Source organism: Burkholderia sp. JPY481 (genome assembly GCF_038900515.1).
Classification (GTDB): domain Bacteria; phylum Pseudomonadota; class Gammaproteobacteria; order Burkholderiales; family Burkholderiaceae; genus Paraburkholderia; species Paraburkholderia youngii.
On the sequence record NZ_JAYMRT010000011.1, the window covers coordinates 1 to 24,224 of the forward strand.

Annotated in this window: 19 protein-coding genes and 2 pseudogenes; 14 read left to right on the forward strand and 7 right to left on the reverse strand. The window is 64.7% G+C overall.

All coding sequences use genetic code 11. From position 1 onward, the window contains the following. Window positions 1-448 (reverse strand): IS110 family RNA-guided transposase (locus tag VSR82_RS24235; protein WP_498858128.1); only part of this gene is annotated, 448 nt, incomplete at its 3' end. Window positions 449-632: 184 nt separating this feature from the next. After that, window positions 633-1,005 (reverse strand): annotated as a pseudogene (locus VSR82_RS24240) (Tn3 family transposase); the annotation flags it as partial. Window positions 1,006-2,376: 1,371 nt separating this feature from the next. Here VSR82_RS24240 and VSR82_RS24245 point away from each other — a divergent pair. The 3 genes and pseudogenes from VSR82_RS24245 (at window position 2,377) to VSR82_RS24255 (ending at window position 3,341) form a co-directional block, all read left to right on the forward strand. Further along, entirely contained in the window at window positions 2,377-2,520 is a 144-nt protein-coding gene (locus VSR82_RS24245; RefSeq protein WP_498858200.1) for an AAA domain-containing protein, read from the forward strand. Then, a pseudogene (locus VSR82_RS24250) lies at window positions 2,471-2,812 on the forward strand (glutamate/aspartate ABC transporter substrate-binding protein); the annotation flags it as partial. The gene VSR82_RS24245 and the pseudogene VSR82_RS24250, both read left to right, overlap by 50 nt. A 217-nt stretch (window positions 2,813-3,029) precedes the next feature. Beyond that, on the forward strand, window positions 3,030-3,341 hold the full coding sequence (locus VSR82_RS24255) for a hypothetical protein (protein ID WP_368582234.1): 312 nt from the start codon (window positions 3,030-3,032) through the stop codon (window positions 3,339-3,341). Window positions 3,342-3,407: 66 nt separating this feature from the next. Here the strand turns inward: VSR82_RS24255 and VSR82_RS24260 are convergent, their stop codons facing one another. From VSR82_RS24260 to VSR82_RS24270, 3 genes are all read right to left on the reverse strand, one after another. Continuing rightward, complete coding sequence (locus VSR82_RS24260; protein ID WP_498858129.1) at window positions 3,408-5,207, reverse strand: chloride channel protein; 1,800 nt, start codon at window positions 5,205-5,207, stop codon at window positions 3,408-3,410. 2 nt (window positions 5,208-5,209) lie between these two features. Next, on the reverse strand, window positions 5,210-5,626 hold the full coding sequence (locus VSR82_RS24265; RefSeq protein ID WP_176106657.1) for a MarR family winged helix-turn-helix transcriptional regulator: 417 nt from the start codon (window positions 5,624-5,626) through the stop codon (window positions 5,210-5,212). A gap of 118 nt (window positions 5,627-5,744) precedes the next feature. Further along, window positions 5,745-6,911, reverse strand: a complete 1,167-nt coding sequence (locus tag VSR82_RS24270) for an HPP family protein (protein ID WP_429455864.1) — start codon at window positions 6,909-6,911, stop codon at window positions 5,745-5,747. A 299-nt stretch (window positions 6,912-7,210) separates the two neighbouring features. Between VSR82_RS24270 and VSR82_RS24275 the strand changes: the two genes are divergently transcribed. The 5 genes from VSR82_RS24275 to VSR82_RS24295 all read left to right on the forward strand — a co-directional run bounded on the left by VSR82_RS24275 (window position 7,211) and on the right by VSR82_RS24295 (window position 11,360). Further along, window positions 7,211-7,528 carry a DUF1840 domain-containing protein gene (locus tag VSR82_RS24275; RefSeq protein WP_368582237.1) on the forward strand — a complete coding sequence of 106 codons (318 nt, stop codon included), beginning with the start codon at window positions 7,211-7,213 and terminating at the stop codon, window positions 7,526-7,528. Between the two features lie 482 nt (window positions 7,529-8,010). Beyond that, window positions 8,011-9,810: a chloride channel protein gene (locus tag VSR82_RS24280; RefSeq protein WP_429455862.1), complete on the forward strand. Its 1,800-nt coding sequence runs from the start codon at window positions 8,011-8,013 to the stop codon at window positions 9,808-9,810. Between the two features lie 38 nt (window positions 9,811-9,848). Beyond that, window positions 9,849-10,346, forward strand: a complete 498-nt coding sequence (locus VSR82_RS24285; protein ID WP_368582239.1) for a universal stress protein — start codon at window positions 9,849-9,851, stop codon at window positions 10,344-10,346. A 57-nt stretch (window positions 10,347-10,403) separates the two neighbouring features. Further along, the gene (locus VSR82_RS24290; protein WP_013092287.1) at window positions 10,404-10,541 is read left to right on the forward strand and encodes a hypothetical protein; all 138 of its coding nucleotides are present in this window, start codon (window positions 10,404-10,406) and stop codon (window positions 10,539-10,541) included. A gap of 387 nt (window positions 10,542-10,928) precedes the next feature. Continuing rightward, the gene (locus VSR82_RS24295; RefSeq protein ID WP_368582240.1) at window positions 10,929-11,360 is read left to right on the forward strand and encodes a response regulator; all 432 of its coding nucleotides are present in this window, start codon (window positions 10,929-10,931) and stop codon (window positions 11,358-11,360) included. A gap of 98 nt (window positions 11,361-11,458) precedes the next feature. Here VSR82_RS24295 and VSR82_RS24300 read toward each other — a convergent pair whose 3' ends face one another. Then, window positions 11,459-12,250, reverse strand: coding sequence for a DUF4410 domain-containing protein (locus tag VSR82_RS24300; RefSeq protein ID WP_429455861.1), 792 nt, complete (start codon window positions 12,248-12,250; stop codon window positions 11,459-11,461). An 826-nt stretch (window positions 12,251-13,076) separates the two neighbouring features. Between VSR82_RS24300 and phaP the strand changes: the two genes are divergently transcribed. From phaP to VSR82_RS24315, 3 genes are all read left to right on the forward strand, one after another. Continuing rightward, on the forward strand, window positions 13,077-13,502 hold the full coding sequence (gene phaP, locus VSR82_RS24305; RefSeq protein WP_368582242.1) for a TIGR01841 family phasin: 426 nt from the start codon (window positions 13,077-13,079) through the stop codon (window positions 13,500-13,502). 418 nt (window positions 13,503-13,920) lie between these two features. Next, window positions 13,921-14,379 carry a DUF2844 domain-containing protein gene (locus tag VSR82_RS24310; protein ID WP_410851385.1) on the forward strand — a complete coding sequence of 153 codons (459 nt, stop codon included), beginning with the start codon at window positions 13,921-13,923 and terminating at the stop codon, window positions 14,377-14,379. An 11-nt stretch (window positions 14,380-14,390) separates the two neighbouring features. Next, window positions 14,391-15,683: a DUF3443 domain-containing protein gene (locus VSR82_RS24315; RefSeq protein WP_429455860.1), complete on the forward strand. Its 1,293-nt coding sequence runs from the start codon at window positions 14,391-14,393 to the stop codon at window positions 15,681-15,683. A 54-nt stretch (window positions 15,684-15,737) separates the two neighbouring features. Here the strand turns inward: VSR82_RS24315 and VSR82_RS24320 are convergent, their stop codons facing one another. Further along, on the reverse strand, window positions 15,738-16,838 hold the full coding sequence (locus VSR82_RS24320) for a zinc-binding metallopeptidase family protein (protein ID WP_429455859.1): 1,101 nt from the start codon (window positions 16,836-16,838) through the stop codon (window positions 15,738-15,740). A gap of 285 nt (window positions 16,839-17,123) precedes the next feature. Between VSR82_RS24320 and VSR82_RS24325 the strand changes: the two genes are divergently transcribed. From VSR82_RS24325 to VSR82_RS24335, 3 genes are all read left to right on the forward strand, one after another. Then, window positions 17,124-20,609 carry a transglutaminase family protein gene (locus VSR82_RS24325; protein WP_498858130.1) on the forward strand — a complete coding sequence of 1,162 codons (3,486 nt, stop codon included), beginning with the start codon at window positions 17,124-17,126 and terminating at the stop codon, window positions 20,607-20,609. Between the two features lie 68 nt (window positions 20,610-20,677). Next, complete coding sequence (locus tag VSR82_RS24330) at window positions 20,678-23,269, forward strand: circularly permuted type 2 ATP-grasp protein (RefSeq protein WP_368582247.1); 2,592 nt, start codon at window positions 20,678-20,680, stop codon at window positions 23,267-23,269. Beyond that, window positions 23,266-24,156, forward strand: coding sequence for a transglutaminase family protein (locus VSR82_RS24335; protein WP_368582248.1), 891 nt, complete (start codon window positions 23,266-23,268; stop codon window positions 24,154-24,156). Before VSR82_RS24330 ends, VSR82_RS24335 begins: the two co-directional genes overlap by 4 nt. Window positions 24,157-24,224: the final 68 nt, after the last annotated feature.

The following is a 24,224-nucleotide window of genomic DNA, read 5'->3' on the forward strand; positions in this document are numbered from 1 at the left end:
TAGCCAGCCCCCGTTCGCCGAGCAGGCCACGTATCTGGTTGATCAGCGCGGTACGATGACGCAGCAGAATTGCGCGCATGCGATGTGCTGCCTGGATATCCTGCTGCTCGACAGATTTGATCGTCACGAAGCGCATCGTGGGCCGGCTGGCAGCCTCGACGATCGCCTCCGCATCATTGCGGTCGTTCTTGTTTGTCTTGACGAACGGCGCAACATATTGCGGGCTGATCAGCCGGACTTCGATACCGACCGACTGGAAACGCCTCCCCCAGTGGTGGGCAGTGCTGCATGCTTCCATGACAACCAACTTCGGGTTCAAGGCGCGTACGGCTTCGAAGAACGAACTCCGCGAGACCTTCGACCGATGCACAACACGACCGCGACGATCAGCGCCGTGGAGCTGGAAGATCTGTTTCGCTAGATCAATGCCGAGAACGTCGATTTCCATGATGAACCTCCGCACGTCTGGGTGAGTGCGTTAGTGTCCCCCGGTGGGAGGCGCCGGGTCCATCTCAGTAAAACCTGGCGCTTTCGTCGCCCGCGCGCCTAGCCGGAGCGCGCATGATTGAGGGCGGCCAACAAAACCGCACCACGCGCTGCACTCCTGCGGTCTGTGTGCATACCGAACCGGTTCACGGTCCAGCCATGCGCCGCCATGGCGCCGCATCAAGAAGCATCTCTCGATAGCGATCGATCGGAAAGGTCAGCGTTCCACGGAAATTCACATGCGTAAAATGCGCTGGCCCCATCCGCCGTAACCAGTCGTCGTCCACCCCTTGGCCCTTGCTTCGCCAACGATCAAGGGTTGCCTGGATGCGTTGTGTATTCCACGCAATGACCAGGTTGGTCAGCAGCGTCAAGGAGCCAGAAATCGCGATCATTTCGTCGCGGCGCCGCCCGCGCTCCGGCGCGATCTTGACGGTATAGATTGCGCGCTGCAACTGATGGACCGATTCACCGCGGTTGAGCAGCGTATGCATTTCACGCCCGGAATTCAATGTTGCTGCCCGTCATCCACTTCGCGACCGTCACGATCACACCGTGGCCGTACCAGCAGTCCGGAAAAGGATCACATGCGGTGTCGAGGAAGGCCTGTCCGGCCTCGGACAGCCGGTATGCGTTGAAGCGCTCGCTTTCCGACTCAACAAGCCCCAGCGCCAGCAGCGGTTGCACTGCTGACATGCGCATCGGCTGAGAGACATAGAATCCCGGCCGGCGCATTGCCTGGAAGGTGAGGTTCTCGTTGCCGCGCAGCTTCTGCGTGCCGCGGACCCGGCGATCGCGCTGCCAATTGTTCGACGCGAGCGCAATCCTGCAGGCGAGCGCCTCAACCGCGTTGGCGGCCTCGATGTTCGACACTTGCATCGACTCCCGCGCTATGGCTGCCGCTGCAATACCGAGCAACGGCCACAGCAGCTGCCGGCCGGTCCAGATACTGCCCATGCCCGGCACCGCCAGCTCATTGAATTGTCGTACAGCGGCGCCGCACATCGAGGGTGCGGACGCGGCGGACCGACGCCAACCCATCAGCGCCGAGCAGTCCCCATGATTGAGCAGAGTCAGTCATCCCTTGTATTCCCTTTGTACAGAAGTTGCACGCATCAATCCCCCACCAGCGTGGTGCCCGTCACGCGATAGTGTTCGAGGCACCGCTTCAGGCACAGCCGCCTTCGCCCGATTGTCACAACGATCTGGCCCGTAAGTCACAGAATGCGATGCCGTCGGTGAGGCGCCTCCTTGCTGCCTGCCGTGTCGGCGCGCGCAGACTCCACGGTTGCGTAGCGGGCAAGAACTTTCGTTTGGGAGGGCAGTACCTTCGAAGATCCCTGCCGATATGGATACCGCGCTGGCGTACGGACATATCGGCTGATAGCGAGGAGTTATTCACATCACAGTCGATCTATTACGTAGTGTCGGTATGGGCCAAATAATCTTGAATCCACAAGGTAATCGACTAATCGATCAGTGCGCTTTGTAGGAGTTCGTTGTGGATCGGGGCCGATTGTATGAGCAAAGACGTCTTCGCGATAGCGAGGTCTGCTATCGGAGAAGCGGTGAGATGCTCCGCAATCGTTTGCGTTTGCATTCGCTCAACAACCGGAGGTATTTACTAGCATCAGGACACTACATGTCCGAAATAGTCGTCTACGAGTCCACGAGAAGGCTGGCCATCATCGACGAAAAGGCGTTTGGCGCCGAGTTACTGATCCCGCGGCGGTGGCGCGCAGAGTCGTTATGGTGGGCGATCACAACCGATGCGCTGGACGAGTCGATCGGTTATCGCCGGCCGATGAACGAGGGAACGAGGTCGAAAATCTCCTCAAACGCAATGTCTTCCAGGATCTCTTCGAACAATTGCCGAAGAGTCACAAGGGCATGCTGACCACACAGCATCGCATGGACGAGCATATTGGCCAGCTGGTAAGCGAGCTATTCTATGAAGGTCGTCTGCAGTCAAGCCGCCAGGACGGAGCGCCTCACGCTCGAAAGCGGCCGTGCCGTCGCGTACATGATGGATGACGTGTTGCTGGCCGGCACGCGCACGCTGACCGCCAAGCCGTCGGACTGGATCATCACCGGCACGCCGCAATCGTCGGAAGCGTATGGCTTCATGTTGCGCCGCGACGATCCCGAGTTCAGAAAGCTCGTCGACGACACGCTCGAACAGGTGATGAAAGGACCCGAAATCCACACGATGTACGACCGTTGGTTCGTCAAGCCGGTGCCGCCGAAGAACATCAGCTTCGACTTTCCGATGAGCGATTCGCTGAAGCAACTGTACACGCAGCCGAACGACAAGGCGCTCGAATAACGGCTTTTGCCGCGACTGCATGCAGGAATCGGTTTCTGCGTGGCAGTGTTTGGCTCTTTCCTCTATACCTGGCTATAGGCGGCGCGTTTCTGTTCAGCGTCGCCTATAGCGGCAACGGAGGTGAAAAGTGAAGAAGCCGATGGAAACTTCACGGCGCGGACGGGTTTTCCTCTGTGGAATCCTTCCTGCCGCGCTAGCGTTAGCAAGCGGCGTATTCATGGTGTCCGCCAACGCTGACGCGCCCATGCGCGCGATCACGATCGTATCGGGCACCTATGGCGAGAATTGCGGCGCGCCGCGCGGCAACCTGACTCGCGAACTCGAGCGTCATTGCAACGGACGGGAAACTTGCGACTACCCGCTGCCCGGCCTGCACAAAGGCGGCACGACGCTGGCATGCCCACGCGACTTCCGCGCCGAATGGCATTGCGACCACGCGGACTTCCACACCGCGGCGCTGGGTCCCGGCGCGAAATCGGGCGACACGCTCGTGCTGGGTTGCGTCGAGTCGCGCGGCGCGGGCAAATAGCTGCATGCGCGAATAAAAAGGCCGAGGCCCTCACGGGACTCGGCCTTCGACTATTGCCGCGGTTTTTCAGCTGGCTTTACGAACCGGCGCGAAGCGCCGCTTGCCGAGCGACGGCCCGATCCGACGGAACCGCTCCCGTTTGTGTTCCTCTTCGAAGTGAGCGAGCGACGGCTTGACCAGATCGCTGCGCGACACGATTCCGATCAGACGCATGCTGTTGCCATCGGCGACCACCGGCAGGCGTTCGAGTCCCAGCACGGCGAGCCGCGTCGCCACGAGCCGGCAGGTTTCGGATGACAACGCAAAGGCGGTGTTGTGCTGCGCGAACACGTCGGCGAGCGTCATCGCGCGCTTGCGCTCCGGGTCCTCGGCGCAGAAGCGTTCGAGCGACAGGCGGTCGGCCACGCCGATCACGGCGCCGTCGCGCACCACCGGATACGCGCGGCGCAGCTGGTTCGCGCCGAATAGCGTTTGCAGCGTTGCGCCGACCGTCGTGGCTGCATCGACCGATTCGACCGAGGCGGTCATCACTTCGTCGACATAGTGGCGCTCGAGCGGATCGACGCCGTACTCGCGATAGATGTGATATCCGCGTCGCGCGATTTTCTCGGTCATGATCGAGCGCCGCATCACCACCGTGGAGAAGCCGTGCGCGATCAGCGTTGCCGTCAGCAGAGGCAGCAGCGCGTTGGCGTCGTGCGTGAGGCCGAACGCGAACACGATGGCCGTCAGCGGCGCGCCGAGCGTGGCGCCAAGCGTCGCGGCCATGCAGACGAGCGGCCACAGCGCCGGCTCGCTGCCCGGCAGCCAGTGCGCGAGTACCGTGCCGAGTCCGGCGCCGAGCATCAGCAGCGGAGCGAGCACGCCGCCGGACGTGCCCGAGCCGAGCGCGATGACCCACATCACCGCCTTCACGGTCAGCAGCAAAAGCGCGACCTGCACCGCGATATGCTGATGCAGCAAATCGCCGATCACGTCGTAACCGACGCCGAGCGCGCGCGGTTCGAGCCAGCCGCCAATGCCGACGACGATGCCGCCGAGCGCGGGCCACCACATCCAGTGGATCGGCAGCTTGCCGAACAGGTCTTCCACTTTGTAGAGCGCGGCGGACAGGCCGGACGCCAGCGCGCCCGACAACACGCCCGCGACCGCGCATGACAGCAGCGACCAGCCATCGGGCGCGGCGGTCTGCAGCAGAAACAGCGGACCTGTACCGAAGAAAATCGCGCGCGCGAAGCCGGCGACCGCGCAGGCCACCGCGACCGGCAGGAAGCTGCGAGGGCGCCACTCGAACAGCAGCAGCTCGACCGCGAGCAGCACGGCCGCGAGCGGCGTGCCGAACACCGCGGTCATGCCGGCCGCGGCGCCGGCCACCAGCAGCGTCTTACGTTCCGCCGACGTGACCTTCACGCATTGCGCGATCAGCGAGCCGAGCGCGCCCCCGGTCATGATGATCGGGCCTTCCGCGCCGAACGGCCCGCCGCTGCCGATCACGATGCCCGACGACAACGGCTTGAGCACGGCCACTTTCGGCGACATCCTGCTCTTGCCGAACAGGATCGCTTCGATCGCCTCGGGAATGCCATGGCCGCGAATTTTTTCGGAGCCGAAGCGCGCCATCAGTCCGACGATCAAGCCGCCGATCACCGGCACGCCGATCACCCAGATGCCGAGCGTATTGGTGGCGGGCGAGCGGTCGACGAACGACAGCGTGCCGAAGAAAAACAGGTTGGTGAACAGGCGAATCAGGTTCAGCAGAACAAAAGCGGCAAACGTACTGACGAGGCCGATGCACGCGGCGAGCGCGAAAATGCCGGGCAGCCGTGCATTTGCCGCGAAGTCGCGTTTGTGGGAATCCATGCTCATGGTTAGTCGAGGTCGATCTGAGGAATCTGAAAGGAGCCTTCGAGCGATCTCAATTCGGCGCGATGCAATTCCGCGAGCCGCTCGAGTACCCGTTCTCCCGCTTTTTCGATGTGTACTTCAACCTGGCGACGATCGGTTTCGCTGACCTGGCGGCGCACGAGACTCAGTGCCTCGCAGCGCGATACCAGTGCGACGACGCCGTGATGTTGCGCCTGCAGACGCTCCGCGAGTTCGCCGACGGTCGCCCAGTCGCGCTCGGGATAGCCCTTGATATGCAGCAACAACAGGTATTGCAACGGCGTGATGCCCTCGTTCTGCGCGGCCTGCTCCGAGAAGCGCTCGAAGCGCCGCATCTGGTAGCGAAACTCCGACAACTGCTCGAAATCGCTCTTGACGAGCTTGCGAGTCCGTACTTTCATGAGATATCCGCCGTTGAGAAGAAAAGCCGAAAATATATCACGGCATGATGTATTTGGGTGGATTGCGGCCGTGGCAACGGCATCGCGCGGCAGGTCTCCTTGCTCTTATAACTGAAAATCAGGCCGCGTTGCGGGCTTGGGTGGCGGTCTGCCGATATAGGCCGGAGATCAGGTCCACCTGCGTGATCATGCCGACCACGCGCCCCGCGCGATCGAGCACCGGTACATGGTGGTGCCCATAGTTCGCGAACATCGGCACGAGTTCCGTGATCGGATCGGAGGCGGCGACGGTGCATACGTCGGTGGTCATCAAGCTGCCGACGTTCGACGTGCGAAGCGCATCGCCGCGCAGCCAGCCGTCGAAGTAGTTCAGGATCGGACCGAGCGCGCCGAACTTTTTCCTGTCGACGAAATCGGCGCGCGTGACGATGCCGAGCAGCTTTTGCTTCACATCGACGACCGGCAGCGCCTTCACGTTGTGGCGCCTGAACAGCTCCCATGCGGCGGCGGCGCGCGTGCCCGGCGACACCGACACGACATGGCGCGACATCACGTCTTCGCAGCGCAGTTCGTCGAAGCTGCGTGAGAAAGCCTGCAGCTGCGTTTCGCGCAGCAGCGAATAGAGGTCGTCGGTGCCGATGTCGAGCATTTCGTCACGGCGTCGCAGCACGGCTTTGACGTCGTCGCGGGTGAAGCCGACACGCGCGGCTTCGTCGGCGGCCTGGTTCGGCGTCGCGCGGTCCTGGCGTCCCGCATGCGGATAGCGATGGCCGGTTGCCGCGTGATAGACGAGCGCCGCGAACAGCAGCGCGGCCGACTGGATCGCGATCGGTTCGAGCACGAAGCGGTAGCCGAGCGCATGAATGACCGGGCCGCCCAGCACCGCGGTCAACGCGACCGCGCCCGACGGCGGGTGCACGCAGCGCAGCGCGAACATGCCGGAGATCGACAGCGCCACCGCGAGCGCGGCCGCGAGCGTCGGATCGCCGATCAGCATCGCGCAGGTCACGCCGACCGTCGCGGACACGAGGTTGCCGCCGATGATCGACCACGGCTGCGCGAGCGGGCTCGCGGGCACCGCGAACAGCAGCACTGCGGAGGCGCCCATCGGCGCGACCAGCAGCGGAATGTTGGCGGTGGGGCCGAGCAGCAGATACATCAGACCGCCGGTGAACGCGATGCCGAGCAGGGCGCCGAGGCACGAACGCGCACGCTCGTGCCACTTCACGGTGACCGGTGCGGGGAGAAAGCTGGCAAGCCAGCCGAGAGCAGGAGAGCGGGACAAGATAGGAGCGGAAAGTAGTCGATGATGCCGGGCCCGACATTACCGGGGAAACCCTGGCAACGCGAATACAGTCTGGTCATGATTATATTTCAATATGATATAAAAAGTTCTCCAGCCCCCGCCCGACACGCGAAATCTGTCGCATATCGCAGACAGTCGAGCGCGGGCCGACGTCCTTCAGCCTGGCCCCAAATCGCCAAGCCGCACGTTCCTGTTTATCACGTTGTGATATAAAATGATGGTGACCGATTGGCAGCACTCGTTGGCCGGTTGCCTGATAGACCGATAAGGGAGCCATCATGATGATCACATTTCAATCGACGGCGTCGCCGGACGTCGTCATGCTGAGGGATCTCGCGCAATATCTGCTAGGCCTGATCGGCAAGCGGCTCGGCGAGCGGGGCGTCATCAGCCACGACGAGCTGGTCCGCGCGATCGATCGTCTCGAAGCCGCCATCACCGAAGACGCGGCCGCGGAAACGACGCTCGAAGCATTGCACTGTTCAACGAGTAATCAGCGCGAGTCGCGCAACCGGCTGTCGCAGCGCGCATGGCCGTTTCTGGACATGATGCGTGCGGCGCGCGACTCGGACGCGGACATCATCTGGGGGCTGTAGTTCGTCGAGGGAATCGCGATGAAACGATTGACGTCGCGTCGACGCTTCGCAATCCTCGTTATTTCGGTTTGCGCCGTCCCGCTTGCCCATGCGTTCTCACCTGCGCAGGAAACCGGACGATACCAGCAGCCGATGCGCGACCCATGTGCCGCGTCGCGCGACACCGGGGTGCGAAGCAAAGTGATCGGCGTGTATGGCGGCACCGTTGTCGACCAGTTGTCCAGTGGAGCGGTGGTGCTCGTGAAATGGCCGAACGGTTCGCCGCACGAGGCATGGACCCCTCGGTCGCACAGCCATGGTTTGCCAGTCGATCCCGCGGCAAACGCTGCTCATGTTTTCTTTCTGTGGCCGGAGTCATAGCCCGCGGCGTTCCTGATCGCCGCGCCGAACAAGCGCATGCGTTCAGGTACGGCTAATGCGCGCGCGATGCTGTTACGACGGCACACCCATTCCCTATCTCGATCCGACCATGAGGAGCGGCAGTGCAGACCCACGCGTCAAAAGGCGACTTCGCCACCGATACCCGGCTTCTGCGAATCACGGTGATTGCCGCCGTGGTCGGCTTGTTGAGCACCTTCGCCGCGGACTTCCTGCTGCACCTGATCCGCTTTTTCACCAACCTGTTCTTCTTTCAGACGCTGTCGATCGCGGACCGCTCGCCGCGCAGTCATATGCTAGGGCTGTGGGTGATCGTCGTGCCGGTGGTTGGCGGTCTGATCGTCGGGCTCATGGCGCGCTTCGGATCGGAGCAGATTCGCGGGCACGGTATTCCCGAAGCGATCGAAGCGATCCTGTTCGGCAAGAGCAAAATGTCGCCGAAGGTCGCCGTGCTGAAGCCATTGGCGTCGGCGATCGCGATCGGCAGCGGCGGACCGTTCGGCGCCGAAGGGCCGATCATCATGACGGGCGGCGCGCTCGGGTCGTTGATCGCGCAGTTCTTCCATCTGTCGAGCAGCGAGCGCAAAACGCTGCTGGTCGCGGGTGCGGTCGCCGGCATGACCGCGGTGTTCGGCACACCGGTCGCCGCCGTGTTGCTCGCGGTCGAGTTGCTGCTCTTCGAATTGCGGCCGCGTAGTCTGCTGCCGGTTGCGGTGTCGTGCGCGGTGGCGGGTTTTTCGCGGCCGCTATTTCTGGCCAGCGGTCCGCTGTTTCCGCTGCAGACCTTGCCGCTCGGCGCGCTCGGGCTTGCGTCGTGCGCGCTCGCGGGGCTGATCGGCGGCGCGCTGTCGTGGGGATTGTCGACGCTGCTCTACAAGGTCGAGGACGCGTTCGCGCGGCTGCCGTTTCACTGGATGTGGTGGCCCGCGCTCGGCGGCATCGCGGTCGGCATCGGCGGCTATTTTCAGCCGCGCACGCTGGGTGTCGGTTATGACGTGATCGGCGATCTATTGATGCATCACCTCGCCGTGAAGGTCGTGCTGGCGATCGTGCTGGTCAAGGCGGTGATCTGGGTGATCGCGCTGGCCTCGGGCACGTCCGGCGGCGTGCTCGCGCCATTGCTGATGATGGGCGCGGGCGTCGGCGCGGTGCTCGGTCCGGCGATGCCGGGCGGCGACCCCGCGGTCTGGCCGCTGGTGTTCATGGCGGCGGCGCTCGGCGGCATGATGCGCGCGCCGATCATGGCCGTCGTGTTCGCGTTCGAACTGACGCACGACGCGAATGCATTGCTGCCGCTGTTGACCGCCGCCGCGGTGTCGTACGGCTTCACGGTGCTGTTCATGCGCCGCTCGATTCTGACGGAGAAGATCGCGCGACGCGGGTACCACATCTATCGCGAGTACGGCATCGATCCGCTCGAACGTCATCACGTGGATGAAGTGATGACGCGCACGGTAAAGACGATCGATTCGAGCCTCAGCGTCGCCGACGCGCTCGCACAGTACTTCGGCTCGACGCAGATTCATCGCGCGTACCCGGTGGTGCAGGCGGGGCGGCTCGTCGGCATGGCGGATCGGGGGATGCTGAGCGCGGCGCTCGACGAGTGTCGCGCGACGGCGACGGTCGGAGAGTTGTGCGCGAGCGATGCGAACTTCGCGAGCGAGCGGCTCGACATCGCGTTGCCGGAAGAGACCTGCCGGCACGTCGCCGCGCGTCTGGCCGCGCGTTCGCTCGATCGCGTGCCGGTCGTCGCCGATACATCCACTTATCGGCTGATCGGCATCGTGTCACGCCACGATCTCGTCAAACCCTCGCTGTCGATCTTCAACGAGGAACGCGAGCGCGAACGGTTCCGGCGCATTTCGCTATTCCAGGGCAGGGATTCGGTGGCCACTGACATATAATTAATTGATGACTTGCCGCGCGGCGCAAGGAGGTTCTCATGTCGAGCTTCAAGCGCATTCTTCTCTGCTACGACGGAACACGCGAAGGACAACACGCGTTGAAGGACGGTGCCGCTCTCGCGCAAGATCTGAACGCGGAAGTGCACCTGCTTTCCGTGCTCAACAATACGGCGTGGATGCAGGGCGCGGACATCACGTCCGCAGTGCCGGTCGATTTCATCAACGAATCCGCCAAAGCGCTGCTCAACGAGGGCTTGCAGAAACTCGCCGCGCGCGGAATTCGCGCGACTGGTCATCTCGCGATCGGTGAACCACTCGATGAGATTCCGTTTTTCGCTAACGACCTGAAGGCCGATCTGGTCGTCGTCGGTCATCGTCGCAGTCACGGACTCGCGCGATGGTGGGGCGGCCGGCACGACGGGCTGTTGCTCGACCGCGTGACGTGCAGCGTGCTGGTGACGATGGGCGCGGCAGCCGATGCGCCGGCCGCAGTCGCAGGCACGGGCGAGACCGAGCGGTCCGCCGAACATTCATGAGTGTTGTTTGTGTTGAGTTGAGAGTTGTGTTGTGTTGCGTTGGCACGGAGGCACACCATGAAAGTCGTCGACGAACAGTTCAATCATCCCCAGCCCGTCAAGCACAGCGATAACGAAAAGAGCAAGCTGCCGCAGCGCGCCGCTGATGCGCAGCGGCCGAAAAAGAAACCCGAAGGCGAACCGCCGGTCGAGTGACGCGGGGCGGCGCCACGCCGTTCAATTCGCGCGTAAATGCTAAAACGCTGCCAGGCCCGAAAACCTGGCAGCGTTTTTGTCATGCCTGCGAGTCTCCTGGCACCTGCGACCGACTGTGCGTCTGACGATCGGAAGTCGGTGCTGATCGACCACAGGAACGTACGCGGCGCACCTTGGGTCCGGTCCGCGCAAGGAACGAAAGGTCCGGGCGGATTATCGTTCAAATGCGAATCGTTCCTATTGAAGAACTGCAACGATTTACAGAACAGATGGCAAAAGTGGGTATTTCCGATGGCGTCATGACGCCGTGATGCGCGGTTTGACGGCTCCGCGAGGACGGTACAGCGTTTGCTACCCGCCCAAAGGTTTAATCGCAGGCCGCCATACATGTCACGAAATTCGACTACCTGCCAGAGATGGAGCGCCCGAGAGGTCCAGTTATTGCACGACGTGCCGCGCGTGCTCGTCGTCGACGACAACGAGAGCGCCGCCGAAGCCCTTGCCACCTGGCTGTCCTACGAGGGCGTCGAGGCGCGCGCCGCGACCGGCTGCACGGCGGCGCTGCGCTGCGTGCGCAACTGGGTTCCCGACGTCGTCGTACTCGACATCATGATGCCGGAGCGCGACGGCTATGAAACGGCGAGCGCGCTGCGCCGCTATCTGCCGACGCACAGCCTCGGCATCGTCGCGTTCACGTCGCTGGACGAAGATCACGTGAGGGAAACCGGCCGCGAGCGCCACAATTTCGACGGCTATTGCCAGAAGGGCACCGCGCCCGCCACGCTGCTCGCATTGTTGCGACGGCTGTGGCGCGGTTAACGACGGCGCTCGCGTCGACAAAAAAACGCGGCGGCGCGGACATCTCTCCGCGCCGCCGCACTTTTCAGCCGGGCGCGCAGCCCGCCGCGCTCAACCGCTCAGCTTTTCCGCGCGGTCTGCATCCAGCCGGCTTCGACGCCGAACTGCGCGATCTGTTTCGCGACCGCATCGGCGAGGCGCCTGGCATCGTCCGACACGCCCGCGCGCTTCGTTTCAGTCACGCCGTGCAGGCCCGCGCCGGCCGCTGCCGCGGTCGCGACGGTGCCGGCCGCCGCGCCGACCCCGGCGGTTTCGACCATGCCCGGCATCTTGCCGCTGTCCGCGTTGGCCGTGAAGCTCTGCACGACGCGCGGCGCGCCCCCCGCGGGTTGGTAGACGATCTGCACCGCGCTGCTCACCTCGCTCTTGCCGGCGCCGAGGCCGATCAGCGTACGGCGGCGGCGATTGCCGGCGTCGATCGTCTCGAATCTGCCTTGCACGAGCAGCACGTTCTGGCCGGCGGGCACCGGCGCGTCGGTGCGCACCGCGTGCAGACCCATCGCCTGCAGCTGATGGACGATCTCGTCGGCGACCTGCTCGCGCACCTGGGCGGCATCGGCAACCTGCTTCTGCGCGTCCGTCGAACCCGACATCTGCGTCTTCAGTTTCTGCAGCAGGCCGCTGTGATCGAGCTTGACCTGCTGCGGATCGGCATCGAACGTGTACACGTAGATCGTGTCCGGATGCATCGTCGACTGTGTGCCTGCGTCGGCCGTCGCGGACGTGCTCGTCGCGCTCAGATTCGTGACGCTGGCGCCGGCGCAGCCGCTCAGCAGCGCGCTGCCGCACACGAGTGCCATGCAGGTGAAACGGGCGGCGTTCTTTTTGATGAAGTTCACTGAAGTCAACATGATGATCCTGTCGTCGGCACGCGGTGCCAGTTGGTTCGAGTCCAGCGCCGATGATCGGGCAACCGTGGGATCGTCGATCATCGGCGAAGGGATTCGCACGTGAAGCCTTTCGATCTCATGCGTCTGTGATTCGTCACGCACCGGCAGCGAACGAAGTATGGGCGCGCGGGCCGCCGAACTCCATTCAACAATTATTTCGAGCGATGTCACGGCGACATGAAGGCGCGAAGCGCGGGCAGCCGCAGCGAAGCGCGACACGAAACGGCGGGGAGGGGATGGCGAAGAGAGAAGGCGCGGAGATCCAGCCGCCGATCAGTTCAAAGCGAGCTTGACGATGCAGCACAGCACGAACACGAGCAAGGCGGCGGCAATGGCCATGTCCATTGGATAGCGCATTCCTTCACCCTGTCCTGATGTTGCGGAGCTCCTATCGTAATCACCTGACCGAAGATGGAAAGCGCCAGTGAAGCGCCAATGTGGGACAGGCAACGAAGTCGCGCAAAGCCGCACGGAGCGGGGCTGCGGGAGCGCTTCCACCCATCGGCGAGAGGCGGCAACGCACCGATCGCTCGATTGCGCTCGCATGCGCGAAGCGCGCGCCGCGAACTTCGACGCGATGCACGTCAGCGTCCACGAATGCGCGTCAGGGTGAGCGCCGCTGGCGCAACGCAGCCGGATAGCGCATGATTGCTGCGATGTGCCGTGCGACCCCCAAAAGCGTCTCGCTGTGGCGGCAGGCGCGGCACACGCAGCCGCCGGCATCGGCGTCGCGCCTGGTGCGGGCGGCGCAGAGGCGATGAGTCTTCAACCGCAAGGAGGATTTCGCATGGACCGACCCGATGCAGCCAATCCGTTTGGCGATCTGACCAAAATGCTGGAACAGTTCAAGCTCCCCGGCTTCGACGTACCCGCCATCATGGAAGCACGCCGTAAGGACATGGAAGCGCTGGTTCAGGCGAATCAGACAGCATTCCAGGGGATGCAGTCGCTCGCGCAGAAACAGGCCGAGATGCTGCGCAGCACGCTGGGCGAACTGCAGTCGCTGACTGCGCAACTCACCGCGGCCGGCGCCGCGCCGTCGAGCAAAACCGCGGAGCTGATCCAGCAGAGCCTGCACAAATCGCTCGCCGATATGCAGCAACTCGCGCAAGCCGCGTATCAGACGCAGGCGGAGTCGTATGCGGTGATCGCGAAACGCGTGGAGGAGAATGTACAGGAACTGAAGTCGCTTCTTCAGCAGCAAAAGAAGTAGCGCACGCCGCGAGTTCCGAACGAGCTATGTCGCGGGGGGCCGTCAAGCCCTCCGCGATTTTTTTGCCCCGTTATTCGGCAGACGCTTACATCGATAAAAAAGCGCTGCCCTCATTCACAGCATTTACACGCGACGGCCGAAATTTCCACAGCCTGCTGCTTCTAAATATCAGAAGAAAACCAAAGCATTGTCGCCAAAAGACTTTGTCCGCACGGATCGAAGGTAGTCGAACGATCCCGGAACCTCCAAAAGTTCAAATCGCATAGCAAACGATTGCCGCGTGCGATTCCCCTGACTTAAAGTTTCGCCCCGCCTTTCCGTAGACGCATTCACGCAGCCCGACCGGCGTGAAGGCAACCCGGCCTGGCCGATCAGGTGTGCGCCCCTGGTTTCGCGTTTTCACCTCGAAGGAAATCTTTTGAATCCGAAGCTTCTTACCCGCATTGCCTGCGCGGTGCTCGGGGCATGCTGCGCGTTGCCGTTCGCCGCGCACGCGACGCTCGGCCAGAACGCCAGCACCGTCGACGGCGATCAGACGCGCCTGCGCGCAGTCGCTCATGCGGCCAGCGCGCAGGGCGCCTATTCGGTGCACGCGCTGACGCTGCCGTCCGGCACCCAGGTGCGCGAATTTGTGGCGGCCAACGGCATCGTGTTCGGCGTCGCATGGGATGGCCCGACGCTGCCCGATCTGAAGGCGATGCTCGGCGCATCGTTCGACGCCTACGTCGCCGCCAGCGCGACGCGTCGCGGCGTGCCGCTCGCGGTGTCGAACAGCGATCTCGTGGTGTTCTCGAGCGGCCATCTGCGCGCCTTCACCGGCTACGCGTATCTGCCGCAGGCGGTGCCCGCCGGCGTCGACGTCAGCGTCATTCAATAACGGAGCGAATCATGCGATCCAGGTCTTCGTGGATGACTCGGCTGGGCGCGACGCCCGTCATGGTTCTGGCGCTGCTGTTGAGCGCGTGCGGCGGCGGGGGCGGTGGCGGCGGCAGCGCGAGCACCACGGCTAATTCGAGCACGTCCGGCGGCTCGCCCGGTTCATCGGGCTCGACCGTGACCAATACGTCGCCGTCGCCGCAGGTGCTGGCCGCCAACGCGGTGCGCGTGACGGTCGACTCGGGCATCAGCAACGTGCCGAACATGCCGTTCGTCAGCATCACGATCTGCGCGCCCGGCACGAGTAACTGTCAGACGATCGATCATGTGCTCGTCGATACCGGCTCATGGGGCGTGCGCGTGTTCGCGTCGCAACTGCCCGCGTCGATGAGCCTGCCGCAGCAGAAGGACGGCGCGGGCAATCTCGTCGCCGAATGCATGCAGTTCTTCGACGGCTATACGTGGGGCGCGGTGAAGCTCGCCGATGTGCAGATCGCCGGCGAGAAAGCCGCGTCGCTGCCGATCCAGGTGATCGATCCGGGCTACGCATCGCTGCCGGGCGATTGCGCGGCCGTCGGCGCGCCTCGCAATACGCCGGCCACCTTGCAGGCCAACGGCATTCTCGGCATCGGCGTGTTCAAGAACGACTGTGGCGCGAACTGCGCGCAGCAGGCGATTCCCGCTACCTACTACGGTTGCAGCGGCGCGAGCTGCACGTCGATTCCGCTCGCGGAGACGTATCAGGTCGCCAATCCGGTGCCGTACTTCGCGACCGACAACAACGGCTCGATGCTCAGTCTGCCGACCGTGTCGGGCGGCGCGCGATCGGTGTCGGGGCAGCTCGTGTTCGGCATCGGCACGCAGAGCAACAATGCGCTCGGCGCGGCGCAGGTGATCGGCGTGAGTCCGTCGAACGGCACGTTCACGACGGTGCAGAACGGCACCACGTATACGCGCAGCATTATGGACAGCGGCTCGACGGGACTCTTCTTCCAGACCACCTTGATGCCGGCCTGCGCGAGTCCGAACAGCGCGTATTACTGCCCGAGCTCGACGCAGCAGTTGAGCGCGATGATCGAAGGCGTGAACGGCACGACGAGCGCGGTGACGTTCAGCATCGGCAATGCGACGTCGATCGCGCAGACGTATAGCGGCGACTCGGCATTGCCGATGCTCGCGGGACCGGCGTTCGTCACGTCGACGGTGTTCGATTGGGGGCTGCCGTTCTTCTATGGCCGCGACGTCTATGCGGCGATCGAGCAGCAGTCGACGCCGGGTGGGAAGGGGCCTTATGTGGCGTACTGAAGCGCTGATCGTGTGATGAAAGCCCGCTGCCGGGTGATCCGGCAGTGGGCGCTTTCATGCGCTCATGTGCTCGCGGTCGCCTCGCTGGTCGCGCTTGCCGCCCGCCGCCGTGATTACGCGATGCACGAAGCGCAGCTTGTCGACCACTGGGGCGGCGAGCGTGAACGGATAGCCGTCGGGCATGCCGAGACTGCGGTTCAGGCTATTCAGTGCATACGTGAGTGGAAACCAGCGCTTCATCAGATTGCCGAAGCTCGCATCCTCGACCGGCGTGCGGTCGGTCAGAGTCGGCTCGCTCGGATCGTCGGGCAGCAGCGCGAGTCCGTACGACGTCGAGGTATCGAGCACATCGACGATCAGCAGATAGTGCGCCCACGTCTCCGCCCAGTCTTCCCACGGATGCATCGTTGCGTACGCGCTGATGTACGACGCCTGCCAGTCGGCCGGCGCGCCGTCGCGATAGTAGGCGCTCAGCGCTTCGCCGTAGTCGGCCTGCTCGTCGCCGAACAGCTTGCGAAACGGTTCGAGCCAGCGCGGCTCGTTTTCGATCAGCTGGCTGAAGAAGTAGTGGCCGGTCTCGTGGCGGAAGTGGCCGAGCAGCGTGCGGTACGGCTCGCCCATCGCGGTGCGCACTTTCTCGCGATGTGCGTCGTCGGCCTCGGCGATGTTCAGCGTGATCAGCCCGTTGTCGTGACCGGTCATCACCGGCTCGCCATCGCCGCCGTCGGCGAGAAATTCGAAGGCGAGACCGCGCTCGGGGTCCGCGTCGCGCGATTGCACATCTAGGCCAAGCTCGCCTAGCGTGTACAGCAGACGCCGTTTCGCGACTTCGAGCCGGTACCAGTAGAGCCGGTTTTCCGGTTCGCTCAGGTTCGGAATCGTGCGAGTCAACTGACAGGCGCGGCACAGCGTGTCGGGCGAATCGGCGGGGATCATCCAGTTGCAGACGTTTTCGACCGCGTAGTTGTGGCATTGCCGGAACAGCGCGCCGTTGGCCTCCGGATGCAGGCTGCGCCAGCGGCCGTCGCCGGCGTCTTCGAACGCGCTGATTTCGCGCAGTTCGGGCAGATAGCCGAGCAGCGACTCGCAGCGCTCGCAGCGGACATTCTCATAGAACAGCAGTTGCGCGCAGCGATTGCAGTGGAAGGTTTTCATTGGGCCGGCCTTGTGATCAGTGCGATGTCGGTTGCGGTGACGAACGATCGCAATCTTCATGCCGCGATTGCCAGATGTCACCGCTTTAACGCACAGTACGGTCATGATCGTGCATCGGTGCTGCGCCGCTTTGGTGCACGGTTCGACGCAGCGCAACGGCAAGACGACAGATACGCAAAACGCACACGCAATTCAGGCAACACAAAGCGATTCATGGGGGTTTGTCCAGCAACGGCATAGAGCTTGCTTTTTTGGCGGGCTGCACCTTTCGTCGAGGAGTCCGGAGTGTCCATACGCGTCGCGTTGCATCACGTCACTCATTACCGCTACGACAGACTGGTTACGCTGTCGCCCCAAGTCGTGAGGCTGCGGCCCGCGCCGCATTGCCGTACGCCGATCCTGTCGTACTCGATGCGCGTCGAACCCGCGAGGCACTTCATCAACTGGCAGCAGGACGCGTTCGCCAACTATCAGGCGCGGCTCGTGTTTCCCGAGCAGACGCGCGAGTTCAAGGTGAGCGTCGATCTGGTCGCCGAGATGGCCGTCTACAACCCGTTCGACTTCTTCCTCGAACCATCGGCCGAGCAGTTTCCGTTCGACTACGCGCCGGAACTCGCAGCCGAACTCGCGCCCTACTGCGTGAAGCGGCCGATGACCCCGCGCTTCGCCGAGTTCGTCGCGAGCATCGACCGCACGCCGGCCGGCACCGCGAACTTCCTGGTGGCGCTGAACCAGCGGCTGCAACGCGAGATCCGCTATCTGATCCGGATGGAGCCGGGCGTGCAGTCGCCCGAGGAAACCCTAGTCAACGCATCGGGCTCGTGCCGCGATACGGGCTGGCTGCTCGTCGAGACGCTGCGGCAACTTGGCTTCGCGGCGCGTTTCGTGTCCGGCTATCTGCTGCAGCTCGCGCCCGACGTCAAATCGATCGACGGCCCGAGCGGCACCGAGGTCGACTTCACTGACCTGCACGCGTGGTGCGAGGTCTATCTGCCGGGCGCGGGCTGGATCGGGCTCGATCCGACCTCGGGGCTGCTCGCGGGCGAAGGCCATATTCCGGTTGCCTGCACGCCGGAGCCGGGCAGCGCGGCGCCGATCTCGGGCGCGGTCGACGAATGCGAGGTCGAGTTCGGACACTCGATGTCGATCGAACGCGTGCTGGAGTCGCCGCGCGTCACGAAGCCGTACAGCGAAGCCGCTTGGCACGATGTGCTGAAGATGGGCGCGCGGGTCGACTACGAACTCGCCGACATGGATGTGCGACTGACGATGGGCGGCGAGCCGACCTTCGTGTCGGTGCGTGATCGCGACGCCGCCGAATGGAACACCGACGCGCTTGGACCCACCAAGCGCGGCTACGCGGTCGCGCTGATGGACCGGCTGCGCGAACGCTACGGCGCGAACGGCTTCCTGCATATCGGCCAGGGCAAGTGGTATCCGGGCGAGCAACTGCCGCGCTGGGCGATGTCGCTGTACTGGCGCGCCGACGGCGAGCCATGCTGGCACAACCCGGCCCTGTTCGCCGATGAACGCGAGCCGGGCCGCTACACGGCCGGCGACGCGCAACGCTTCATCGCGCATCTGGCGGCGAAGCTGTCGCTCGACGCGGACTGCATCCAGCCCGGCTACGAGGACACCTGGTACTACCTGTGGCGCGAGCGTCGCCTGCCGGTCAACGTCGATCCGTTCGACGCGCGCCTCGACGACGAGCTCGAACGCGTGCGGCTGCGGCGCGTGTTCGACGCCGGGCTCGCGAGTCCGGCCGGCTACGTGCTGCCGATCGGCCGCGAGCGCGGCGCACCGGGCATCGCGCCGCAGTGGATCACGGGACGCTGGTTCTTCCGCGACGAACGCATGTATCTGATCCCCGGCGATTCACCGATGGGCTACCGGCTGCCGCTCGATTCGCTGCCGTGGGTGTCGAAGACCGACTATCCGTATCAGCACGCGCACGATCCGTTCGCGCCGCCGCAGCCGTTGCGCACGGCTGCGCAGTTGCGCGTGCAGTACGAAGGCGGGCGCGAGAGCCGGCAGATCGCCGAGGAACAGGCCAGCGCGCGGCAGGCGGCCGCGCTGTCGCTGTCGGCGGCCGATCTGCTGAGCGGCATGCCGCAAGGCGGCGTGCTCGCGTACGCGCCGCCGCGTCATGGCGAATCGCCACCGGCGCGTGGCGAATCGTCGAAGGACACGTTGCGCACCGCGGTGTGCGTCGAGGCGCGCGACCCGAAGCGGGCGGCCGGCCCGAAAGCCGAAGCCGATGCGTTCGGCAGCGGCCGCACGCTGCTGCACGTCTTCATGCCGCCGCTGACCGACCTCGACGACTATCTCGACCTGCTTGCCGCGGTCGAAGCGACGGCCGCGGAGCTGAAGATGCAGATCGTGCTCGAAGGCTATCCGCCGCCGCGCGATCCGCGTCTGAAAGTGCTGCAGGTGACGCCCGACCCCGGCGTGATCGAAGTCAACATTCATCCTGCCGCGAACTGGGACGAGCTCGTCGATCACACCGAGTACCTGTATCAGTCGGCCGCGCACAGCTATCTGAGCAGCGAGAAGTTCATGCTCGACGGGCGCCACACCGGCACCGGCGGCGGCAATCACTTCGTGCTTGGCGGTGCGACGCCGGCCGACAGTCCGTTCCTGCGCCGGCCCGATCTACTCGCGAGCCTGATCGCGTACTGGCACAACCATCCGTCGCTGTCGTATCTATTTTCGGGGTTGTTCATCGGACCGACGAGCCAGGCACCGCGCGTCGACGAAGCGCGCAACGACCAGCTCTACGAACTCGAAATCGCGTTCGCCGAGTTGCAACGGCAGGTCGATCTGCTCGGCGGCCGCGACAGCAGCCACCTGCCGCCGTGGATGATCGATCGCGCGCTGCGCAACATCCTGATCGACGTGACCGGCAACACACACCGCGCCGAGTTCTGCATCGACAAGCTGTATTCGCCCGACGGACCCGCAGGCCGCCTCGGTCTGCTGGAACTGCGCGGCTTCGAGATGCCGCCGCACGCGCGCATGAGTCTGGTGCAGCAATTGCTGCTGCGCGCCCTCGTTGCGCGGTTCTGGCGCATCCCGTACACGCAGCGGCTCACCCGCTGGGGCACCGAGCTGCACGACCGCTTCCTGCTCGGCACCTTCGTGAAGATGGATTTCGACGACGTGCTCGCCGAACTCGGCGAAGCGGGCTTCGCGTTCGATAGCGCATGGTTCGCGCCGCATTTCGAATTCCGCTTTCCGCTCGTCGGCGAGATGACGCTGAGCGGCATCGATCTGACGATCCGCAACGCGCTCGAACCGTGGCACGTAATGGGCGAGGAGGGCTCCGCCGGCGGCACGGTGCGCTATGTTGATTCGTCGGTCGAGCGGCTCGAAGTGCGCGCGCTCGGGTTGAACGGCAATCGTCACGTGCTCAGCGTCAACGGCGTGCCGGTGCCGCTGCAACCGACCGGCCGTGTCAGCGAGTACGTGGCCGGCGTGCGTTTTCGCGCGTGGTCGCAAGCGTCGGCGCTGCATCCGACGATCGGCGTACACGCGCCGCTCACGTTCGACCTCGTCGACACCTGGAGCGGCCGCTCGCTCGGCGGATGTCAGTATCATGTCGCTCATCCGGGCGGACGCAACTATCAGACCTTCCCGGTCAACGCCTACGAGGCGGAAAGCCGGCGACGCGCGCGTTTCTTCGCGTCGGGTCATACGCCGGGGCCGCTCGCCGTGGGCCGACCGCAACGCAGCCTCGAGTTTCCGTTCACGCTCGATCTGCGCCACAGTTGAACAACACGCATCGCTGACACCACACGACCTTGGCCTTTCAATCGACCTTGCCCTTCGAAGCGTCCGCGATGCCGGCGGACGCTTCGTCCCTGTTGCGGTTGCTGCCGGGTCATGACGGACATTGGGACGAGCTGCGCGACGCGTCGGGCGCGCTGCGCGAGCCGTGGCGGCAGTTTTTCGCGCTGCTCGACGAGGACGGCGTAGCGCGGCTCGCGGACCATCATGCGTCGATCGCTCGGCAGATCCGCGACAACGACATCAGCTACAACGTCTACGCCGACAACGGCAAGTCGCGGCCCTGGGCGCTCGACCTGCTGCCGTTCCTGATCAGCGAGGCCGAGTGGGCGCAGCTCGAGCGCGGCGTCGCGCAGCGCGCGCATCTACTCAACGCGATCGTCGCCGACATCTACGGACCGCAGACGCTGCTCGAACATGGGCAACTGCCGCCCGCGCTGGTGTTCGGGCATCCGGGCTATCTGCGTTCGGTGAAGGGCTTCACGCCGGCCGGTGGCCAGTATCTGCAGGTCGTCGCGCTCGATCTCGCGCGCACGCCGGGCGGCGAGTGGAGTGTGATCGCGCATCGCACCGAGGCGCCTTCCGGTCTCGGCTACGCGCTCGAAAACCGCCTGATCGTCTCGACGCTGCTCGCCGAGCCGTTCCGCTCGCTGCGTGTGAGCCGGCTCGCGCCGCTCTATTCGCAACTGATCGCGACGCTCGTGCAGGCCGCGCAAGCGACGATGCGCGACGAGGAAAGCGCCGACGCTTCACCGCATATCGCGCTGCTCACGCCGGGGCCGTACAGCGAGACCTATTTCGAGCATGTGTTTCTGGCGCGCTATCTCGGCGTCACGCTGGTCGAAGGCAAGGATCTGACCGTGCGCGGCGACCGGCTCTATCTGAAGACGCTTGCAGGCCTCGAACGCGTGCACGTCGTGCTGCGCCGTCTCGACGACGCATTCTGCGACCCGGTCGAGCTGCGCGCCGATTCGACGATCGGCGTGCCGGGGCTGTTGCAGGTGATGAGGGCGGGCAATGTGATCGTGTCCAACGTGCCGGGCTCGGGGTTCACCGAGTCGCCGGCGCTGCACGGTTTCATGCCCGGTATCGCCGAAGCGTTGCTCGGCGAAGAACTGCTGCTGCCCGGCGTGCCGACCTGGTGGTGCGGCGAACAGGCGGCGCGCGAGCATGCGTTTGCCCACCTCGACGACGCGTTCGTCGTGCCGACATGGCCGCTCGCGGGACGCGATGCGCCGCCCGGCATCGAAGGGGGAGGACAGCCGCTCGCGGCATGGCGCGAGCGCATCGACGCGTGGCCCGACGCGTTCACGATCCAGCAGGAGCAGCGCTTTTCCTGCACGCCGCGCTACGAGGAGGGCACGATCGGCGGGCGGCCGTCGGTGCTGCGCGTCTATGCGATCGCCGACGTCAACGGCGGCTGGCACGTGATGCCGGGCGGCTTCACGCGCATGGCCGCCGAGCGTCAGACCACGGTATCCATGCAGCATGGCGGCAGCAGCGTCGATACATGGGTGCTGTCGAGCCAGCCCAGCTCTACGTTCACGCTGCTGCCTTCGCCGATGCAGCCCGCCGACCTCACGCGCAAGCATCGCACGGTATCGAGCCGCGCCGCGGAGAACCTGTTCTGGGCGGGCCGCTATGGGGAGCGTGCGGAAAACAACGTGCGGCTGCTGCGGCTGATTCTCGGCTCGCTCGAAGGCAACGACGCCGACGCGATGTTCGCGACGCTGGTCGAACTCGCGACATGGTGCGGCCTCGTGCAGCCTGGCGACCTGGCGTCGCCGCACGGGCCGGCCTCGCCGCAGACCTTCGAGCGCGCGCTCGTCGCGAATCTCGGCGAGAGCGCGGGCAGTGTCAGCATCAGCCAGAACCTCAACTGCCAGGCGCGCGCGAACGGCGAGGTGCGCGGGCGGTTGTCGAATGATCATTGGCGCATGATCCTCGCGGCGCGCAACGACTTTCAGGACGCGTTGCAGGTGTTGCTGCCTGCCGTGGGCGCGGGCAACGGCGGCGCGGGTGCCGCGAGCAGCGGCAGTGCGTTCGATCGCTACGATCGCGTGACGCTCGCGAACGCGCTCGAACATCTGTCGGTGCAGCTATCGGCGATCAGCGGCGCGCAGGGCGACCGCATGACGCGCGATGAAGCATGGCGGCTGCTGTTCGTCGGGCGTCATATCGAACGCGTCGCGACGATGGCCGCGTTCATGCGCGGCGTCGCCGCGAACGGCCAGCTCGCGACGCCGGCCGGCTTCGATCTGCTGCTGCAAATGTTCGACAGCACGCTCACGTATCGCTCGCTGTACCCGGGGCGTTTCGAAGTGCCCGCGCTGCTCGATCTGCTGGTGATCGAACCGCACAATCCGCGCGGCATTTATGGCGTGTACGAACGGCTGCGCAACAAGCTCGGCGAGATCGCCGTCGCGGCGGCCAGCGTTCGGCATCGGCCGTTCGCGGAGCTGCTGCCGCCGGTGGAGATGCTGCCGTCGCTCGGATCGCTGTGCGAGGTCGACGAACATGGCTCGTATGGCAAGCTGATTGCGCTGTGCGATCAGATCGGCGGCTTCGCCAATGCGGCCGCGCATGAGATCAGCGCGCGCTATTTCAGTCACGCGACCACGGTCGCCTCGCAGGTGTGGGTATGAAGCACGCATCGACGGTGCTGTCCGTTTCTCATCGCACTACCTACCATTACTCGACGTATGTCGAAACCGCGCAGCATCTGGCGACGATCCGGCCGCTCGCGTGTCCGTGGCAGCACGTGATCTCGCGCAGCGAGCGAATCGAGCCGGAGCCGTCGTATCGGCATAACCGCATCGATGCGTTCGGCAACGACGTGCTGTACTTCGCGCTCGATACACCGCACGAGCGTCTGCAGCTCGTCAGCGAGACCACGGTCGCGCTGACGCCGCGCTGGACCAACCTCGACGCCGCGGCGACCCCGCCCTGGGAGACGGTGGCCGAGGCGCTGCGGTTTCGCGTGGGAGGCGCGTTCCGTCCCGAGGCGGAGTATTGCTTCGCGTCGCCGAATATTGCACTGCGGCCGTCGCTGCGCGCGTATGCGTTGCCGAGCTTCACGCCGGGCCGGCCGCTCGTCGCCGGCGCGATCGATCTGATGCATCGCATTCACGAGGACTTCGCGTACAAGCCGTCGGCGACGCTGTTCGATACGCCGGCCGAACGCGCATTCGAGCTGAAGAGCGGGGTGTGCCAGGATTTCGCGCAGGTGATGATCGGCTGCCTGCGCTCGCTCGGTTTGCCCGCGCGCTACGTCAGCGGCTATCTGCGCAACGATCCGCCGCCCGGCCATCCGCGTCTGATTGGCGCGGATGCTTCGCACGCGTGGGTGTCGGTGCATTGTCCGGCCAGCGGCTGGATCGATCTCGATCCGACCAATGACGTGCTCGCCGATCTCGATCATGTGACGCTCGCGATCGGGCGCGATTACAGCGATGTGTCGTTGCTGCGCGGGACGATTCTCGGCGGCGGCGCGCATCGGATGGAAGTGGGTGTGACGGTGCTGGCGTTGTGAAGCGGGCGCGGCTCGTCGCAGGTACTCGACTGAGTTCGGCCATAATGGAGGAAACGTCGCCGGAGTTC

Coding starts and splice junctions, on each gene's coding strand:
- VSR82_RS24275 (WP_368582237.1), top strand. CDS start 7,211: ATGATGATCACATTTCAATCGACGGCGTCGCCGGACGTCGTCATGCTG.
- VSR82_RS24315 (WP_429455860.1), top strand. CDS start 14,391: ATGCGATCCAGGTCTTCGTGGATGACTCGGCTGGGCGCGACGCCCGTC.
- VSR82_RS24255 (WP_368582234.1), top strand. CDS start 3,030: ATGGTGTCCGCCAACGCTGACGCGCCCATGCGCGCGATCACGATCGTA.
- VSR82_RS24285 (WP_368582239.1), top strand. CDS start 9,849: ATGTCGAGCTTCAAGCGCATTCTTCTCTGCTACGACGGAACACGCGAA.
- VSR82_RS24265 (WP_176106657.1), bottom strand. CDS start 5,626: ATGAAAGTACGGACTCGCAAGCTCGTCAAGAGCGATTTCGAGCAGTTG.
- VSR82_RS24295 (WP_368582240.1), top strand. CDS start 10,929: ATGTCACGAAATTCGACTACCTGCCAGAGATGGAGCGCCCGAGAGGTC.
- VSR82_RS24290 (WP_013092287.1), top strand. CDS start 10,404: ATGAAAGTCGTCGACGAACAGTTCAATCATCCCCAGCCCGTCAAGCAC.
- VSR82_RS24260 (WP_498858129.1), bottom strand. CDS start 5,207: ATGAGCATGGATTCCCACAAACGCGACTTCGCGGCAAATGCACGGCTG.
- VSR82_RS24330 (WP_368582247.1), top strand. CDS start 20,678: ATGCCGGCGGACGCTTCGTCCCTGTTGCGGTTGCTGCCGGGTCATGAC.
- VSR82_RS24300 (WP_429455861.1), bottom strand. CDS start 12,250: ATGTTGACTTCAGTGAACTTCATCAAAAAGAACGCCGCCCGTTTCACC.
- VSR82_RS24320 (WP_429455859.1), bottom strand. CDS start 16,838: ATGAAAACCTTCCACTGCAATCGCTGCGCGCAACTGCTGTTCTATGAG.
- VSR82_RS24335 (WP_368582248.1), top strand. CDS start 23,266: ATGAAGCACGCATCGACGGTGCTGTCCGTTTCTCATCGCACTACCTAC.
- phaP (WP_368582242.1), top strand. CDS start 13,077: ATGGACCGACCCGATGCAGCCAATCCGTTTGGCGATCTGACCAAAATG.
- VSR82_RS24245 (WP_498858200.1), top strand. CDS start 2,377: ATGCTGACCACACAGCATCGCATGGACGAGCATATTGGCCAGCTGGTA.